Origin of the sequence: Luteimonas sp. R10, from assembly GCF_045689605.1 — a bacterium.
Taxonomy (GTDB): domain Bacteria; phylum Pseudomonadota; class Gammaproteobacteria; order Xanthomonadales; family Xanthomonadaceae; genus Luteimonas.
The window spans coordinates 89,891-107,773 of the sequence record NZ_CP141262.1 but is presented as its reverse complement, the minus strand read 5'-3'; the positions used below and the strand labels follow the sequence as shown (position 1 = coordinate 107,773).

Sequence of the window (17,883 nt, the reverse complement as noted above, 5' to 3'; positions counted from 1 at the left end):
CGGTCGTGACGGGCCGCCGCGCCGAGCCCTGCCGGCGAGCAGGCCGTGCGGGGTCGCGACTGCCGTCGCTCCCACAAGCGCCACGCCTGCAGGTGGTTCGGTTCCTGTGGGAGCGACGGCAGTCGCGACCCCGCGACCGTTCGGCCCAGACGCCGCAAGTCGCAGCCGTTGCGACCGGGCACCGGCAGGCTGCGCGCATCCACTCCAGGAGCGCAGCCATGCACACCGCACCGATGCCGCCGTCCCCGTCCGCCCCGGCCCTGCTGGCCGCCGTGCTCGGCGGCGCGCTGTTCCTCGGCGCCATCGCGCTGCTGTCGCTGCCGCCGCTGCGCGCCGGCGCCTTCGCGCTGGGCGCGGCGCCGCTGTGGCTGCTCGGCATGCCGCTGGCCAGCCTGGCGGCGCTGGCCGCGCGCTCCCTGGTGACCCTGTCGCGCCGCCGCAGCCCGGCTTCCTCCTCGTCGCCGCGCCTGCGGCGGCCGCGGCCTTCGGCGCTGCAGGCCCGTCGTCGCGTGGCCATGCCGCGCCCGCGGCTGCCCCGCGCCGCCTGAGCCACAGGCGGCCGGCTCTTCCCCCCTTTGAAAAAAGGGGCAGGGGGGATTTGCGTGGCGCCCCGCCGAGCCACAGCCAGAGCAAATCCCCCTCAATCCCCCTTTTCCAAAGGGGGAAGCACAGCAACAGCAAGTCGCTGCGCGGTTTCCTGACGGGAACGGCATTGGCACCCGTGGCCGGGCGCGGCTGTGCTAGCGTTCCCGGTTTCAGCCGAAACCGTTCGCGGAGCCCCGAATGTCGAAACTGCCGTCCTTCTGCCTCGCCGCCGGCGTCGCCCTCGGCCTGGCCGCCGGTGCCGCCGCCGCCCAGACCACGGAGGCCGAGATGTCCGACCCGTACCAATGGCTCGAGGAGGTCGAAGGCGACAAGGCGCTGGCCTGGGTGCGCGAGCAGAACGCCAGGGCGGAAGCCGAACTGGCGGACACCCCGGCCTTCAAGGCGCTCGAGGCCGAGCTGCTGGCGATCTACGACTCCGACGAGCGCATCCCCGAGGTCGAGAAGCGTGGCGAGTACTACTACAACTTCTGGAAGGACAAGGACCACGAGCGCGGCATCTGGCGCCGCACCACGCTGGAGGAGTACCGCAAGCCGGAGCCGCAGTGGGAGGTGCTGCTCGATCTCGACGCGCTCAACGCAGCCGAGGGCGAGAACTGGGTCTGGCACGGCGCCGACTGCCTGCGCCCGGACTACACGCGCTGCCTGATCGCGCTCTCGCGCGGCGGCGCCGACGCCGACGTCACCCGCGAGTTCGACCTGGCGGCGAAGGACTGGGTGGAGGACGGCTTCTTCCGTCCCGAGGCCAAGGGCGGGCTGCAGTGGATCGATCGCGACACGGTGTACGTCTACACCGACTTCGGCGAAGGCAGCCTCACCGAATCCGGCTACCCGCGCATCGCCAAGCGCTGGCGCCGCGGCACGCCGCTGGCGCAGGCCGAGCTGGTGTACGAAGGCGAGCCTGGGGACATGTACATCGCCGCCTTCCGCGATCTCACCCCCGGCTTCGAGCGCGACCTGGTCAGCCGCACCATCGCCTTCTACAACGACGAGCTGTACCTGCGCGGTGCCGACGGCGCGCTGGCGAAGGTCGACGCGCCCAACTCGGCCAGCAAGGGCCTGCACCGCGAATGGCTCACGCTCGAGCTGCGCGAGCCGTGGGAAGTCGGCGGGCGCGAGTACCCGGCCGGTTCGCTGCTGGCGACCAGGCTCGACGACTTCATGGCCGGCGGGCGCGCGTTCGAGGTGCTGTTCGAGCCCAGCGAGACCACCTCGCTGGCCGGCGTCACCTGGACCCGCCACCACGCCGTACTCAACGTGCTCGACGACGTCAAGAACCGGCTCTCGGTGCTGACGCCGGGCGCCGGCGGCTGGGCCCGCAGCGAGTTCGCGGGCGCGCCGGAGATCGGCACCGTGGCGGTCAGGGCGGTCGACGACGTCGAGTCCGACGCGGTGTGGATCACGGCCACCGACTATCTCACCCCGAGCACCCTGTCGCTGGCCGAGATCGGCGAACGGCCGGAGCAGCTCAAGGCGATGCCGGCGTTCTTCGACGCCTCCGGGCACGTCATCGAGCAGCAGTTCGCGACCTCGAAGGACGGCACCCGCGTCCCGTACTTCCTGGTGCGCCCGAAAGACCTCGAGTACGACGGCCGCAACCCGACCCTGCTGTACGGCTACGGCGGCTTCGAGATCTCGCTCACCCCCGGCTATTCCGGCGGCATCGGCAAGGGCTGGCTGGAGAAGGGCGGCACCTATGCGGTCGCCAACATCCGCGGCGGCGGCGAATACGGCCCGCGCTGGCACCAGGCCGCGCTCAAGGCCAACCGGCACAAGGCCTACGAGGACTTCGCCGCGGTGGCGCGGGACCTGATCGAGCGCCGCATCACCTCGCCCGCGCACCTGGGCATCCGCGGCGGCAGCAACGGCGGCCTGCTCACCGGCAACATGCTCACCCAGTACCCGGAGCTGTTCGGCGCGGTGGTGATCCAGGTACCGCTGCTGGACATGCAGCGCTACCACAAGCTGCTGGCCGGCGCGTCGTGGATGGCCGAATACGGCAACCCGGACCTTCCGGAGGAGTGGGCGTTCATCCGCACGTTCTCCCCCTACCATCTGTTCGACGCCGACCGCGACTATCCGCCGACCCTGCTGCTCACCTCGACCCGCGACGACCGCGTCCATCCCGGCCACGCGCGCAAGATGATGGCGAAGATGTCGGAGGCCGGGAAGGACGTGCGCTACTACGAGAACATCGAGGGCGGCCACGGCGGCTCGGCCAGCAACCGGCAGGCCGCGCACATGGACGCGCTGTACTTCACCTTCCTGTGGCAGCAGCTGGCGCAGTGAACCGCTGTCCGCTTTCGCCCCCCCCCCCCCCGTAGAGCGGAGCTTGCTCCGCTGCTCCCGGCTCCGGAGCCCGCGTAGCGGAGCAAGCTCCGCTCTACGGGGGGGAACGGCGGGCAGGCACTCCATCCGTTGCGATCGACCCGAGTATCCCCATCTATGAAACCCGCCCTCCTGCCCGCGCTGGCCCTGCTGATGACCACACTGACCGCCGCCGCCGCCGCCGCCGCCTCCGGCATCCCCGCGCCGCCCGATGCCGAACAGCGGCCCCACGAGGTCAAGGCCCCGCACGGCGCCGTGCGCAACGACGAGTACTACTGGCTGCGCGACGACACCCGCCAGGACGACGCCGTCATCGCCTACCTGGAGGCCGAGAACGCCTACGTCGATGCGGTGATGGCGCCGCTGGAGCCGCTGCGCGACGCGCTGTACGAGGAGATCGTCGGCCGCATCAAGCAGGACGACAGCTCGGTGCCGTACCGCGAGCGCGGCTGGTGGTACTACACCCGCTTCGAGACCGGCAGGGACTATCCGGTCCATGCGCGTCGCCGCGACACGGACGGGCTCGACGCCGCGGCGATCCAGCGCGCCAACGACGCCGGCGACACCGCCGGCGAGCAAGTCCTGCTCGAGGTCAACGCGCTGGCCGAGGGCAAGGACTACTACAACGTCGGCGACTGGGAGGTCAGCCAGGACAACCGCATGCTGGCCTACGCCGACGACACCAGCGGCCGCCGCCAGTACACGGTGCGCTTCAAGGACCTGGAGACCGGCGAGGTGCTGGCCGACGCCATCCCCGGCGTCTCGGCCAACCTGGTCTGGGCCGACGACAACCGCACCCTGTTCTACATCGAGAACGATCCCGAGACCCTGCTCACCAAGCGGGTGAAGAAGCACGTGGTCGGCATGCCGGTCAGCGACGACGTGCTGGTCTACGAGGAGTCCGACGACAGCTTCTACATGGGCATCGGCCGCACCCGCGACGACGCCTTCATCTGCATCCAGGTCGAGAGCACGGTGTCCTCGGAGATGCGCTGCGCGCCGGCGGCCGACCCGCGCGAGTTCACGGTGTTCGCGCCGCGCCAGCGCGACATCGAGTACAGCGCCGACCACCACGGCGGGCGCTGGGTGATCCGCACCAACCAGGACGCGCCGAACTTCAAGGTCATGACCGCGCCGACCGACGCACGCTCGCGCGGGCAGTGGCAGGAATGGCTGCCGCACAGCGACGACGTGTTCATCGAGGGCTTCGAGCTGTTCGACGGGTTCACCGCCATCGAGGAGCGGTCCGAGGCGCTGGAGCGGGTGCGGGTGATCAAGGCCGACGGCAGCGAGGAGTACGTGAAGGCCGACGAGCCGGCGTACTCGATGGGCCTGTCGGTCAATTCCGAGGCCGGCACCGAGTGGCTGCGCTACGGCTACACCTCGCTGACCACGCCCGCGACCACCTACGAGATCAACGTCGCCACCGGCGAGCGCCGCCAGCTCAAGCAGCAGCCGGTGATCGGCTACGACCCGGCGCGCTACGTCACCGAGCGCGTCTGGGCCGAGGCCCGCGACGGCACGAAGATCCCGGTGTCGCTGGTCTACCGCCAGGGCTTCGAGAAGAACGGCCGGGCGGCGCTGCTGCAGTACGCCTACGGCAGCTACGGCGCCTCGATGGACCCGGGCTTCAACCAGACCGTGGTCAGCCTGCTCGACCGCGGCATGGTCTATGCCATCGCCCACATCCGCGGCGGCCAGGAGATGGGCCGCAAGTGGTACGACGACGGCAAGCTGTTCAACAAGATCAACACCTTCACCGACTTCATCGACGTCACCGACTACCTGGTGCAGGAAGGCTACGCTGCGAAAGACCGCGTCGCCGCCTACGGCGGCAGCGCCGGCGGCCTGCTGATGGGCGCGGTGGCCAACATGGCGCCGGACAGGTACCGCGTGATCCTGTCGCAGGTGCCGTTCGTCGACGTGGTCACCACCATGCTCGACCCGAGCATCCCGCTGACCACCAACGAGTACGACGAGTGGGGCAACCCGGAGCAGAAGGCCTACTACGACTACATGCTCTCGTACTCGCCGTACGACAACCTGAAGGCGCAGGCCTATCCGGCGATGTTCGTCGGCACCGGCCTGTGGGACTCGCAGGTGCAGTACTGGGAGCCGGCCAAGTACGTCGCCCGCCTGCGCGACCTCAACACGGGCGAGGGCACCGTGGTGTTCCGCACCAACATGGACGCCGGCCACGGAGGCAAGTCCGGCCGTTTCCGCCGCTACCGCGAGCTGTCGGAGATGTACGCCTTCCTCATCGACCGCCTCGACGTGCGCTGAGCCGCAATCCCGTCCGGGGCCGGCGATCCGCCTCGACCCCATCCGGGGCCCGCGACCCGCTCCTTCCCCGCTTGCGGGGGACGGCCGGGATGGGGGCGAGCGGAGCGGAGATGCGTGAGCTCCGGGGTACGTTCCGAGCCCATCCGCCGCCGACTGCGAAACACTCGACCTCGCTGCCGCCCCGAGGGCACACCGACGCCGTCGCCCCCACCCCAACCCTCCCCCGTAAACGGGGGAGGGAGCATGTGTGCCGCGCGGATATCATGCAGACATGACCGAACGCGTGCGCTTCCGCTGGGCCTGGTGGCTGCTGGCCTATTGCAGCCTCGGCCTCGGCCTGATCGGCGTGTTCGTGCCCGGCCTGCCGACCACGGTATTCGTCCTGATCGCCGCCTGGGCCGCGGCCCGTGGCTCCGAGCGCCTGCATCGCTGGCTGCTGGTGCATCCGCGTTTCGGCCCGATGATCCGCGACTGGCAGGCGCACGGCGCGGTCAGCCGCCGCGCGAAATGGATGGCGACCGCTGCGATGGCCGCATGCGCCGCGATCCTGCTGCTGGTCATGCCCTTGTTCACGGCGCACCGCTGGTGGATGACGGCGCTGCCGGTCGCCTGCATGGCGATCGTCGCGACCTGGCTGTGGCTGCGGCCGGAACCCCCGGACGGCGGATGAACGGACCGGCGCAGGCGTTTCTCCCCGCGACCGCTGCGGCTACACTGCCGGCATGAACGTACGTCGCCTCGCCATCGCCGTCCTCCTGCTGTCGTTGCTGCCGCTCGCCGCTTGCGGCAACAAGGGCGACCTGGTGCGTCCGCCGCCGGAAGATGCCGGAACAGAAGCCGTGCCTGCCGACGGCGTCGAAGACGAAGACAGCGGCGACAGCGATGCGCCGCTTCCCGCGGACGACGCCGGCGACGGCACCGCGCCCAGCGTGGACATGCTGCCGCCGCCCGACATCGACGACATCGAAGAAGACAACAGCGGCAACGACGACACCAACGGTGGCGGCGGCTGAGGCCATGGGCGACGGTACGCCGCGGCCGGGTGCGGGCCTGCGTTTCAGCAAGATGCACGGCGCCGGCAACGACTTCGTGGTGCTGGACCTGCGCGACGGCGCACCGCCGCCCACGCCGGCGTTGTGCCGGGCGCTCGCCGACCGCCATGCCGGCGTCGGCTGCGACCAGGTCCTGACGGTGGAGCCGGCGCGCAGCGCCGGCGCGGCGGCCGGTTATCGGATCTTCAACGCCGATGGCTCGGCCGCGCGCCAGTGCGGCAACGGCGCGCGCTGCATCGGCGCCTGGCTGCTGCGCGACGGCGCCGCGCAGGGCCCGCGTTTCATGCTCGACAGCCCGGCCGGTACCCATGCGGTCGAATGCCTCGATGGCGGCGATCTGCGCATCGCCATGGGCGTGCCCGACTTCGCCCCGGCATCGGTGCCGCTCGCCGGCCTCGACTCGGTGCAGGACGCCTACACCGTGGACATCGACGGCGCGGCGGTGACGTTCGGCGCGGTGTCGATGGGCAACCCGCATGCGGTGGTCGAGGTCGATGCGGTCGACGGTGCACCGGTCGCCGTCCTTGGCCCGGCGCTGCAGCGGCACGCCGCGTTTCCGGAATCGGTGAACGTCGGCTTCGCCGAGGTCGTCGCGCGCGACCGCGTCCGCCTGCGCGTGTACGAGCGCGGCGCCGGCGAGACCCTGGCCTGCGGCAGCGGCGCCTGCGCCGCCGCCGCGGTGCTGGTGCGGCGCGGCCGCGTCGACCGCGAGCTCGACGTCGTGCTGCCGGGCGGCACCCTGCGCCTGGCCTGGCCGCGCGACGACGCCCAGGTCACCATGGCCGGACCGGCCGCATTCGTTTACGAAGGGGAGTGGATCGCATGAGCGAGACCGTCGAGAAGATCGGCGCGCACGAGATCGCCGCCTGGCTGCGGCGTCATCCGAAATTCCTGCAGCAATTCCCGGACCTGGCGCTGAGCCTGGTGGTGCCGCGCGAGGACGGCCCGGCCGCGTCGCTGGCCAGCTACCAACTGGAGGTGCTGCGCGACAAGAACCGCGAGCTGTCGCGGCGGCTGCAGGACCTGTACGCCGTGTCGCAGGAGAACGAGCGCCTGGCGGTGCGCACGCACCAGCTGACCCTGGCGCTGATGCGGCAGGCCGACGCCGCCGGCACCGTGCGCGCGATGGCGGCGTCGCTGGCCGAGGACTTCAACGGCGACCTGGTGCGGATCGTGCTGTTCGTGCCGGTGCCGGGCCTGGACGATGCCGAGTGGCTGCAGGTCGTCGCCCGCGACGACCGCCTGCTGCAACCGTTCGCCGACTGCCTGAAGAGCGACGAGCCGCTGTGCGGCCGCCTGCACCCGGACAAGCAGGCGTTGCTGTACGGCGCCCGGGTCGACGAGGTGCAGTCGAGCGCGCTGCTGCCGCTGGAGGGCATCGGCCTGGTGGCCGTCGGCAGCCGCGAGCCGAACCGCTTCTATCCCGGCATGGGCACGCTGTTCCTGCGCATGATGGGCGAGGCGTTCGCCGTCGCCCTCAAGCGCTTCGACGCCTGACAGGCCGAACGGGCGGTCATCCGGGTGAACGCCGAAATCCGGCCTGCAACCCGTCCGGCAGCCACGAGGCCACCCGGAACTCTCATGACTCCCGCCGGCGCCAGCAACCGAACACCCACCATGATCCCAGCACCGTCGTCCCGGCGCAGGCCGGGACCCAGGCCCGCGATCCGGTCGCCCGGCCGTCATCGAGCCGCTGCAAAATCCCCATGACTCCCGCCGCCGCCCACGACCGCGAACCCGGCGCCTCATCCACCCCCGTCATCCCGGCGCAAGCCGGGATCCAGGCCCGCGACCCCGCCGCCCGGCCGCCAGCGAATCGCCGCAACACCCGATGACCCCCGCCGGCCCCCGCGACCGCCGACCCGATACCGCGCCCGCGGTAGGCGACTACCTCCGCCATCTCGAAGTCGAAAAACGCATGTCCCCCCACACCCTCGACGCCTACCGCCGCGACCTGCAGGCGCTGGCCGAATGGGCCGACCAGTACGGGGCCGCTGACATCGTGCGACTCGACAACGCCCGCCTGCGCGACTTCGTCGCCGCCGAGTACCGCCGCGGCCTGTCGTCGAAAAGCCTGCAGCGGCGCCTGTCGGCCTGCCGCAGCTTCTACCGCTGGCTGCTGCGCCACGGCCGCATCCAGGCCGATCCCAGCGCCGGCATCCGCGCGCCCAGGGGCGCGCGCAAGCTGCCGCAGGTGCTCGATCCGGACGAGGCCAAGGCGCTGGTGGAAGTGCCCACCGACGTGCCGCTGGGCCTGCGCGACCGCGCCGTCCTGGAACTGTTCTATTCCTCCGGCCTGCGCCTGTCGGAGCTGTGCGCGCTGCGTTGGCGCGACCTGCAACTCGACGACGGCCTGGTGACCGTGCTCGGCAAGGGCGGCAAGCAGCGCAGCGTGCCGGTCGGCTCGCACGCGCGCCGCGCCCTGGCCGAATGGCGCGCCGAGACCGGCGCCGCCGCCGATGCGCCGGTGTTTCCCGGCCGCGGCGGCAAGCCGATCACCCCGCGCGCGGTGCAGTTGCGCCTGCGCCTGCTGGCGCAGCGCCAGGGCCTGTTCAAGCGCGTGCATCCGCACCTGCTGCGGCATTCCTTCGCCAGCCACGTGCTCGAGTCCTCCGGCGACCTGCGCGGCGTGCAGGAACTGCTCGGCCATGCCGACATCGCCACCACCCAGATCTACACGCACCTGGACTTCCAGCACCTGGCCAAGGTCTACGACGACGCCCATCCCCGCGCCAAGCGAAAACCGCGCGGCGGGGATGGATCCACCTGACCCGGTCGCCACTGCGACAAGCGCCGCACTTGGTTGTCGAAGCAACGGAAGCCGAGACGCAGGCGGATCCTCTGTGGGAGCGACGGAAGTCGCGACACCGGCGAGATGGGGACGGCTGTGGCGCCGAGAAGTCCCGTCGGCGCGGGCATATCGTCTTGTTGGACTCCCGCGGCGCCGCGGCTTCCTGGTGGCGGCATGCCGCCGCCGCCCTCACAAGAGCCCGTCCGGGGCCGCGAGCGGCCGCGGGCACGGGTCCGGTCCACCTCCGGCGCCCTTGCCCCCGCCGCCTTTCACCCCCACACAGGGGATTCGACCTCCGGAGGCCGCATGGATCCCAGCCGCAACCCCGACGTGTTCCACGCCACCACCATCGTCTCGGTACGCCGCGGCGACCGCGTCGCCATCGCCGGTGACGGCCAGGTGACGCTCGGCAACACCGTGATGAAGGCCAACGCGCGCAAGGTGCGCCGGCTGGGCAAGGACGGCCAGGTGCTGGCCGGCTTCGCCGGCGCCGCCGCCGACGCCTTCACCCTGTTCGAACTGTTCGAATCCAAGCTGGAAAAGCACGGCCAGCTGCTGCGCGCGGCGGTGGAATTCGCCAAGGACTGGCGCACCGAACGCCGCTTCGGCAAGCTCGAGGCGCTGCTCGCCGTCGCCGACCGCGAAACCTCGCTGATCATCAGCGGCACCGGCGACCTGATCGAGCCGGAGGACGGCCTGGTCGCGATCGGCTCCGGCGGCCCCTACGCGCTGTCGGCCGCGCGCGCGCTGCATGCGCACACTGAACTCGACGCCAAGGCCATCGCCGTCGAGGCGCTGAAGATCGCCGGCGACGTGTGCATCTATACCAACCGCAACGTGGTGGTCGAGGAGCTGTGATTCGTGATTGGTGATTGGTGATTCGCAAAGGCGAGTCACCGGTCGCATCGCCGCATGCCTGCTCCTAGCCAATCACGAATCACGAATCACCAATCACGGCCCCTATCCCATGAACGATTCCGCTTCCTCCACCATGACCCCGCGCGAGATCGTGCAGGAGCTCGACCACCACATCGTCGGCCAGCAGCAGGCCAAGCGTGCGGTGGCGATCGCGCTGCGCAACCGCTGGCGCCGCATGCAGCTCGACGACGAGCTGCGCAACGAGGTGATGCCGAAGAACATCCTGATGATCGGCCCCACCGGCGTCGGCAAGACCGAGATCGCCCGCCGCCTGGCCACGCTGGCCAACGCGCCGTTCGTCAAGGTCGAGGCCACCCGCTTCACCGAGGTCGGCTACGTCGGCAAGGACGTCGAGCAGATCGTCCGCGACCTCGCCGACACCGCGGTCAAGCTGTACCGCGAGCAGGCCAAGCAGCGCGTGCGCACCCGCGCCGAGGAGCGCGCCGAGGACCGCATCCTCGACGCCCTGTTGCCGCGGCGCGAATCGTCGGCGCCCGCCTTCGGCTTCGGCGCGCAGCAGAGCGCCACCGTCGACATCGGCGCCGAGCCCGCGCAGCAGGAGTCGGAAACCCGGCAGAAACTGCGTCGCCAGCTGCGCGCAGGCGAACTGAACGAGCGCGAGATCGAACTCGAGCTCAGCATGAAGGTGGGCGTCGACATCATGGCCCCGCCCGGGATGGAGGAGATGGGCCAGCAGCTGCGGCAGATGTTCTCCAGCCTCTCCGGCGGCAAGACCCAGACCCGCAAGCTCACCATCAAGGCCGCGCGCCCGCAGCTGATCGAGGAGGAGGCCGGCAAGCTGATCAACGAGGACGAGGTGCGCGACGCCGCCATCGAGGCCTGCGAGCAGCACGGCATCGTCTTCATCGACGAGATCGACAAGGTCGCCAAGCGCGGAGAGAACATCGGCGGGGGCGACGTCAGCCGCGAAGGCGTGCAGCGCGACCTGCTGCCGCTGGTGGAAGGCTCCACCGTCAGCACCAAGTACGGCTCGGTCAAGACCGACCACATCCTGTTCATCGCCTCCGGCGCCTTCCACGTCGCCAAGCCCAGCGACCTGATCCCGGAACTGCAGGGCCGTTTCCCGATCCGGGTGGAACTGGCGGCGCTGACCAAGGAGGACTTCGTCCGCATCCTCACCGAGCCGCGCGCCGCGCTCACCACCCAGTACGTCGAGCTGATGAAGACCGAGGGCGTGGAGCTGCGCTTCGAGGCCGAGGCGGTCGACCGCCTCGCCGAGATCGCCGCCCAGGTCAACGAGCGCCAGGAGAACATCGGCGCCCGCCGCCTGCACACCGTGCTCGAGCGGCTGCTCGACACCCTCAGTTTCGAGGCGCCCGACAGGAGCGGCAGCGTGACCATCGACCGCGCCTACGTCGACGAGCACCTGGGCGGACTGGTGGAGGATCCGGACCTGAGCCGCTACATCCTCTGACTGTCCGCGCGTTCGCCGGAGCACACGGCGGGCCTGCCCATGGCGGACCCGTTGGCGCGAGTGCCCGGGCCGCATGGGCGATCGCATCGGATCGCTGCCGGGCCGGCGCGTCGACCGGATCGTTGCGGCGCTGCGCTTCCTTCGGGCATCGTATTTCCGCCGCCGCTAGATGGCGGGCCGTCGGACCGCACCCGCGTCAGCCGGAGCGCGCTGGTCGATGATGCAGCCGACGGTCTCGCGACGCGCCCGGCGCCAGGCGAGCATCCGAGGCCGGGTCCATTCACGGCTCGAGCGAAAGAGGGGATTGCATGACTCCATATGAGGTGTGCCGGCTGGCGCCGGACGACGTCGGGCTGATGCGCTCGATGCTGAACATGTTCGGCGTGGCGTTCGACGACGTTCGGACCTATTCGGGCAACCAGCCGGATGCGGGCTATCTCGCGCAACTGTTGGCGAATCCCGGCTTCGTCGCCATTGCGGCCCTGGACCGGCTAGAGCCCGTGGGAGGACTCGCGGCCTACGTGCTTCCGAAGTTCGAGCAGGCGCGCAAGGAAATCTACATCTACGACCTGGCCGTGAAGCAAACGCATCGCCGCCGTGGAATCGCGACCGCGTTGATCAACGAACTCAAGCGCATCGCTTCGGCAATCGGCGCCTACGTCATCTACGTGCAGGCCGACTACGGTGACGATCCCGCCGTGGCGCTGTATACCAAGCTGGGGGTGCGGGAGGACGTCATGCACTTCGACATCGAGCCGGAGCCGCCGGGCTGAAGCGCTCCGCGTCGATCCTTGGTTCGTGCCATCACCGGTCTTGCAGCAGGCAGCCAGGTGGCGCCCTCCTCGTTCTGTGGGAGCGACGGAAGTCGCGACGGCGCCGAGTCCGATCGCCGCGACTTCCCGGCGGCGGCATGCCGCCACCACTCCCGCAAAGGGCGGTCCATGGCGGTGGACCAGCGGCGGTTCGCAACCCGCTCGCGGACTTGGCTTGGATGCTATTTTCAGGAGCCCATCGGGAGCCGTTCAATGAAGCAATCCATCGGTCTCGTCTCGATCGTGGTCCGCGACTACGACGAGGCGCTGGACTTCTTCATGGGAAAGCTCGGCTTCAGGCTGGTCGAGGACAGCTTCGTGCCCGAACAGTCCAAGCGTTGGGTCGTCGTGTCGCCGCCAGGTGCAGCCGGGAGCGGGCTGCTGCTGGCGCGGGCGTCGAGCCCGGAGCAGGAAGCGCGCATCGGTTCGCAGGCCGGCGGCCGGGTCTTCCTGTTCCTGTACACGGACGACTTCTGGCGCGACTACGAGGCCTACCGGTCCAGGGGCATCGCGTTCGTTCGCGAGCCGAGGCAGGAGGCGTACGGCACCGTCGCCGTGTTCCTCGACCTGTACGGCAACAAGTGGGACCTGCTGCAACCCACGTGATCGTGCGCCGGTAGATGCAGCCGGCAGGAGCGGCGGACCGCCGCCGCGGGATCCGGAAACGTGCGCCGATCCCGCCACGCATGGCGGGACCGATGGAAGCACGGCGGCAGGACGCGCGCCGTCTAGAGGAAGGTATAGCGCACTCCCAGCGTGAAGTACCGGCCCATGGCGCCGCTGAAGTCCAGCGGGTTGTAGTTGAGCGCACCGTAGGTGGTCGGGTCGAGCGGCGCGACGCGGTCGGTGACGTTCTGGACCGAACCGAACAACTCGAATGCCTCGGTCGCCCTCCAGCTGCCGGACAGGTCGACGGTATAGAACGACGGGATCTCGCAGTCGCCGGGGGCGTCGCTGCCGTCGGCGAAATACGCCGCGCAGCCGCTGCCGATCGAGTACTCGGCGGTGTTGTCGAAGCTACTGCGATAGTTGACAATGCCGCTCACGCTCCAATCGTCGATGTCCCAAGTCGTACCCAGGTTGATCCGGTTCTTGGGAGTGCCGATGCAGTTGGTGACAGTGCAGTTGTCATGGGTGCCGGCGAACTCGTAGACCGTGCCGTCGGTGTCGATCAGCTCGTACTTATTGATGTGACTCCACTGAAGGTCCAGTGCCAATGTTCCGGCGTTGCCAAGATCGAAGGACTGGCGCACGTCGAGGTCGATGCCGCGCACAGTGGTAGAGGTAGCATTGACGTAGCTCGTGAACACCGCCAGCAGCGAGCCGCTACCCGGGTAGCCGGGGATCTCGTCGTCGTCGAGGATGATCTCGCCTGCCTGCAGTGCCTGGCTTAGGCTCTGGGTGGTGATCTCGTTTTCCCGCTTGATCTGCCAAGCGTCCAGGGTAAGCGTGGTGGTCGCGGTGGGTTGCAGCACAAGGCCGACGGTATAGCTCTTAGACTCTTCTGGCTCGAGGTCGGGATTGGGCTGGTTAATGAATGCCACGCCGCCAGGGCAGTTAGACGGCATGGGAACGATGCCGACTTCGCAACGCGCTGGATTCTGCGCCGAGGCGAAGCCAACCGATGAGCCCGCGGTCTCCGCCGGGTTCGGCGCGCGGAAGCCTTCCGCGTACGTGCCGCGCAGCGCGATCCAGTCGATTGGCGTCCACTTGATGCCGAATTTAGGTGTGAACGCGGTGTCGCCGTCCCGGTAGTCGTCCATGCGTACGGCACCGGACAGTTCCAGGGTCTCGTGCACCGGCGCCAGCAGTTCGACGTAGGCGGCGGTGACGGTCTCGTCGCCGTCGTAGGCAGAATAGCCCAGGCCGATGATGTCGCTCTGGTCGGTGAAGGTGACCGGGGTGAGCATCGCCGTCTGGCGTCGCCATTCGGCGCCGACTGCCAGGCCTAGTGCGCCGCCGGGCAGGTCCATCAGGCTGCGGGAAGCCTTGATGTCGAACGCATCGAGCTTGGTCTTCGCGTTGGCGCCGATCGTGGGTGAGATGAAGTCGTACAGCGCCTGCGAGTTTTCGCCGGCATTCGCCCCCAGGCGCCACCAGCCCACCGGGCTATCGGGGTCGGTCAGCACGGTCTGCACCGCGCTGTAGCGCAGGTAGCCCCTGCGCACGCTTTCCAGGTCCGTCTCCGAATGCAGGTAGCCGACGTCGTAGTCCCATTCGCCGAGATAGCCCCGCAGACCGACCAGGAAGCGCACGAACTGGTTGTCGACGCTGTTTCGGCGCGATCCTACGTCGAACGCGGCATAGCGCAGGCGCGCGTCCACGCCGAAGGGGTTGTCGGGGTGCTCGGCGCCGATCACGGTCGCCTGCTCGCCGCTGCTGGCGTTGATCGCGCCGCCCTCCGGCGATGCCCACGCGCCGGACACGCCCGACGGCGTGTTGTGGAACGAGCTCTTCTTGCGGCCGTAGCCGAACTCCGTATAGATCTCGGAGGTGTCGGTGAGGGCGAAGGTGCCGCGGGAGAAGAAGTTGATGTACTCCTGTTCCGGTTGCAGGCTGCTGATCTGGCCCGTATCCCACATGCAACCGCCGTTCGGATCGTCCTGGGGCGTTACGCTCGAGAATAGTGCGCAGGATTCGGGAGAGGGGTCCAGAGACGTCCATCCGTCCGGGCCTTCGGCGTTGCCGACCGGGGAGTTGGTGGCGGTTCCGACGTCGGGAATGAAACCGGTGATGCCGCCGAAGTCCTGGATGTCGTAGCCCCAGGGACGGATGTCGCCGGTGCCGATCCACTTGCGGCCGCGCCGGTCGCGCACGAACACCTCGTCGCTCTTGGACGCCTCGGCGCTGAAGAAGAAGTTGTAGCCGTCCTCGGCCAGGTCGCCGGTGCCCCAGGTCACCGCGGCCTTGCGCTCGTCGCCGTCGCCTTCCTCGGACATGCCGTAGGAGCCGGTGAGCACCGTTCCGGTGAAGTCGCGGCGCAGGATCACGTTGACCACGCCGGCGATGGCGTCGGAGCCGTAGATGGACGACGCGCCGTCCTTCAGCACCTCGACCCGCTCCACCGCCTCCAGCGGGATGATGCTGAGGTCGGTGAACACCTTCTGGCCGTCGTCGGCCAGGCCGTAGGGCGCGATGCGGCGGCCGTTGATCAGCACCAGGGTGGACCCGGCACCCAGCCCGCGCATCGAGATGCCGGAAGCACCCGAAGCGAAGCCGGCGCCGAAGCTCTTGGGGACCGAGCCGGAACCGTCGACGGTCAGCGTCTGCAGGTATTCGCCGAGGGTGCGTTCGCCGCTGCGGTCGATTTCCTCCCGCTGGATCAACTGCACTGGCGAGGCGGTCTCGGTGTCGGTGCGCTGGATGCGCGAGCCGGTCACCTCGATGCGCCCGAGGGTGGTGGGGTCCGATTCGGTGGCCGGGGTTTCCTGCGCCAGTACGGCGGAGGCGGTGCCGGCGAGGGCGGTGGCAAGCAGGGAATGCCGAATGGCGCGACAGAGGGCGTGAGTCATGACGGGGAAGCCTCCTCGACAATCTGGTCCCCCGTCCCAGAAGAAAATGAACAGCCAATCGATCTAAAACTGAACGACAAACATCCTTCAGCGAACCGCCAACAACATTGCAGTCGGCTGGTGAAGAGCGCGTCGATGGACCGGCTGGCGCGGCGGTTCCGCGCTGTTCGACATGGCTTGTGTCACTTGTTCCCGCTTCAGGGCGGCCGGTGCCGTCGCGCTTGCGCGCCTGTTCATCGCCGATCGGGCTGTCGGGATCGGTCAGTACGGTCTGCACAGCGCCGTAGCGCAGGCGCGCATCCACGCCGAGCGGATTATCGAGATGCTCGGTGCCGATCACCGTGGCCTGTGCGCCGCTGCTGGTATTGATGGCGCCGCCGCGCGTTGCGAAGGGAAACTAAGGGCAGAGGGCATCTGTCGTTAGGCGGCGCGGTCGGGGCTGAGAAGGAAGACGGAGACGTTCGCGCTGCGGTGGGCGTGGGCGACCGCCTTCTGACGTTCAAACCTGCTTCCACCACTGCACCGAGCGTTCGAAGTAGCCGGTCAGGATGCGCATCGCCCGCATGCGCTCGTAGGGAGCGCCCACCGCGACGAGGTGGTCGACGGCGGCATGCAGGGCGTTGAAGAACACGATGGCGGTCATGCGCGGATCGCTGGTCACCCATGCGCGCGCGTCCACGCCGCCCTGCAGCAGTTCGGTCAGCTGGTCGACCACCGGATTGCGCCGCTGCAACTCCCGGTCGTGCGTGTCGACGCCGTGGAAGACGACGTCGTGCAGCGCCACGTTGTCGAGGTAGCCATCGAAGCCGGCCGCGACCCAGGCACGCAGGCGGCCCGACCAGTCGTCCGCGCGGCAACGCGCCATCGCCTGGCGCAAGTGCGTGCAGAAAGTCTCGACGAAGCGTTCGCGCAGCGCCGCCAGCAACGCCTGCTTGCCGTCGAAATGGCGGGCCAGCTCCACACGCGTGGCGCCGGCCTCGGCCGCGATCTCGTCCAGACCGACGGCGTCGACGCCTTTGTCGATGAACAGCCGCCCGGCCGCGTCCAGCAACACGTCGCGCCCGGATCGGGGCTGCGGTGCCGGTGGAGCGGTCGACAGGTGCGAAGACGCGGATCCGCGCATGCAGGAGTGAGCGCCTATGCGCTTGAATGAGAATTATTCTCAATTATGCAACACCCGGATTTCGCCGTCAAGAACCCAGCCCGGGCTCCGGAACATTCCGCACAGGCGGCCGCGTCGATAGCCGGACCGGGGGCATCGCCAAGCTCTTACACTGGCCGCTTTCCGCCGGTCGACGAACAGCACGGAGCAGCGCATGACGGACGACGCGCCCGGGGATCTGGAGGAACGCTTCTGGACCTCGGATGTCGGGTTCCACGAGCGTCACCTGGTCGACCGGGCGGTCATGCTCTCTCTTCCCGCCGCCGACCGGGGTTCTGCGGCGGCCGCAGATCACTGGCGTCGGTGCGCGGCGCCGCGCTGGCGGCGGGTGGAGATGCGCGAGCGGCAGCTGGCGCGTCCGTGCGAGGACATGGTGGCCCCGGCGCGCGACCGCCGAGCGCGCCGGTGGCGAGGTCTACCGGGCGGTTTGCGGGGTTGCGCGCGCAGGTTTCCGCGCTACTGCGGCTCCACCGCGACCGCGGTCCTGACCGAGTTGGCGATGAAGCAGTGCTCGTGGCCCTGGGCGTGCAGCCGTTCCAGCGCCCCGGCATCGGGTGCGGCGCCGTCGGCGAAGGCGATCCGCGGGCGTAGCGTCACGCGGGTCACGGCCAGCTTGCCGGCGTCGTTCTTCTCCAGCACGCCCACGGCGTCGTCCTCGTAGGCGTCCACGGTCCAGCCCTTCTTGGCCGCGATCGCCAGCAGCGTGAGCATGTGGCACGAGGAGAGCGCCGCGACCAGCGCCTCCTCCGGGTCCACGGCCTGTTCGCTGCCCAGGTAGCCGGGCGCGGCGGAGGCGGCGATGCACTGGCCACTGTCGAATTCCCAGGTGTGATCACGCGGGTAGCGTTGATATTCGAACGGCGTGTCGCCACGGGTCCAGCGGATCGAGGCGCGGTGCTCGGACATGCGTCAGCTCCTGTGTGGGGGAGCGCTCATGGTAGCGCCGACGGTCACCGGTGCGGCGCGTCCGGCGCCGGTCCGGACGTC

General features: G+C 69.5%; 16 protein-coding genes. 13 read left to right on the top strand and 3 right to left on the bottom strand.

The window, feature by feature from the left end; all coding sequences use genetic code 11:
* Positions 1–218 precede the first annotated feature (218 nt).
* From U3649_RS00480 to U3649_RS00425, 12 genes are all read left to right on the top strand, one after another.
* Complete coding sequence (locus tag U3649_RS00480; protein WP_407352946.1) at positions 219–548, top strand: hypothetical protein; 330 nt, start codon at positions 219–221, stop codon at positions 546–548.
* Between the two features lie 235 nt (positions 549–783).
* The gene (locus U3649_RS00475; protein WP_407352945.1) at positions 784–2,892 is read left to right on the top strand and encodes a prolyl oligopeptidase family serine peptidase; all 2,109 of its coding nucleotides are present in this window, start codon (positions 784–786) and stop codon (positions 2,890–2,892) included.
* Positions 2,893–3,048: 156 nt separating this feature from the next.
* Positions 3,049–5,214: a S9 family peptidase gene (locus U3649_RS00470; protein ID WP_407352944.1), complete on the top strand. Its 2,166-nt coding sequence runs from the start codon at positions 3,049–3,051 to the stop codon at positions 5,212–5,214.
* 271 nt (positions 5,215–5,485) lie between these two features.
* Positions 5,486–5,884, top strand: a complete 399-nt coding sequence (locus tag U3649_RS00465) for a YbaN family protein (RefSeq protein WP_407352943.1) — start codon at positions 5,486–5,488, stop codon at positions 5,882–5,884.
* Positions 5,885–5,936: 52 nt separating this feature from the next.
* Positions 5,937–6,227, top strand: a complete 291-nt coding sequence (gene lptM, locus U3649_RS00460) for an LPS translocon maturation chaperone LptM (RefSeq protein WP_407352942.1) — start codon at positions 5,937–5,939, stop codon at positions 6,225–6,227.
* A gap of 4 nt (positions 6,228–6,231) precedes the next feature.
* Positions 6,232–7,092: a diaminopimelate epimerase gene (gene dapF, locus U3649_RS00455; RefSeq protein WP_407352941.1), complete on the top strand. Its 861-nt coding sequence runs from the start codon at positions 6,232–6,234 to the stop codon at positions 7,090–7,092.
* Positions 7,089–7,763: a DUF484 family protein gene (locus tag U3649_RS00450; RefSeq protein ID WP_407352940.1), complete on the top strand. Its 675-nt coding sequence runs from the start codon at positions 7,089–7,091 to the stop codon at positions 7,761–7,763. The genes dapF and U3649_RS00450 overlap by 4 nt, the downstream gene beginning before the upstream one ends.
* 334 nt (positions 7,764–8,097) lie before the next feature.
* Complete coding sequence (gene xerC, locus U3649_RS00445; RefSeq protein WP_407352939.1) at positions 8,098–9,036, top strand: tyrosine recombinase XerC; 939 nt, start codon at positions 8,098–8,100, stop codon at positions 9,034–9,036.
* Positions 9,037–9,363: 327 nt separating this feature from the next.
* Positions 9,364–9,915, top strand: coding sequence for an ATP-dependent protease subunit HslV (gene hslV, locus U3649_RS00440; protein ID WP_370561711.1), 552 nt, complete (start codon positions 9,364–9,366; stop codon positions 9,913–9,915).
* Positions 9,916–10,024: 109 nt separating this feature from the next.
* On the top strand, positions 10,025–11,410 hold the full coding sequence (gene hslU / locus U3649_RS00435; protein ID WP_407352938.1) for an ATP-dependent protease ATPase subunit HslU: 1,386 nt from the start codon (positions 10,025–10,027) through the stop codon (positions 11,408–11,410).
* 308 nt (positions 11,411–11,718) lie between these two features.
* Entirely contained in the window at positions 11,719–12,183 is a 465-nt protein-coding gene (locus tag U3649_RS00430; protein WP_407352937.1) for an AAC(3)-I family aminoglycoside N-acetyltransferase, read from the top strand.
* 252 nt (positions 12,184–12,435) lie between these two features.
* Positions 12,436–12,828 carry a VOC family protein gene (locus U3649_RS00425; RefSeq protein WP_407352936.1) on the top strand — a complete coding sequence of 131 codons (393 nt, stop codon included), beginning with the start codon at positions 12,436–12,438 and terminating at the stop codon, positions 12,826–12,828.
* A 122-nt stretch (positions 12,829–12,950) separates the two neighbouring features.
* On the opposite strand, the gene U3649_RS00420 is transcribed toward U3649_RS00425, so the two are convergent.
* Positions 12,951–15,734: a TonB-dependent receptor gene (locus U3649_RS00420; RefSeq protein ID WP_407352935.1), complete on the bottom strand. Its 2,784-nt coding sequence runs from the start codon at positions 15,732–15,734 to the stop codon at positions 12,951–12,953.
* Positions 15,735–15,906: 172 nt separating this feature from the next.
* Between U3649_RS00420 and U3649_RS00415 the strand changes: the two genes are divergently transcribed.
* Positions 15,907–16,158 (top strand): hypothetical protein, encoded by a 252-nt coding sequence (locus U3649_RS00415; protein ID WP_407352934.1) that lies wholly within the window; start codon positions 15,907–15,909, stop codon positions 16,156–16,158.
* 75 nt (positions 16,159–16,233) lie between these two features.
* Here U3649_RS00415 and U3649_RS00410 read toward each other — a convergent pair whose 3' ends face one another.
* Positions 16,234–16,788, bottom strand: coding sequence for a TetR/AcrR family transcriptional regulator (locus tag U3649_RS00410; protein WP_407352933.1), 555 nt, complete (start codon positions 16,786–16,788; stop codon positions 16,234–16,236).
* A 564-nt stretch (positions 16,789–17,352) separates the two neighbouring features.
* A complete protein-coding gene (locus U3649_RS00405) occupies positions 17,353–17,802 on the bottom strand; it encodes an OsmC family protein (protein ID WP_407352932.1) in 450 nt (149 codons plus the stop codon).
* Positions 17,803–17,883 lie beyond the last annotated feature (81 nt).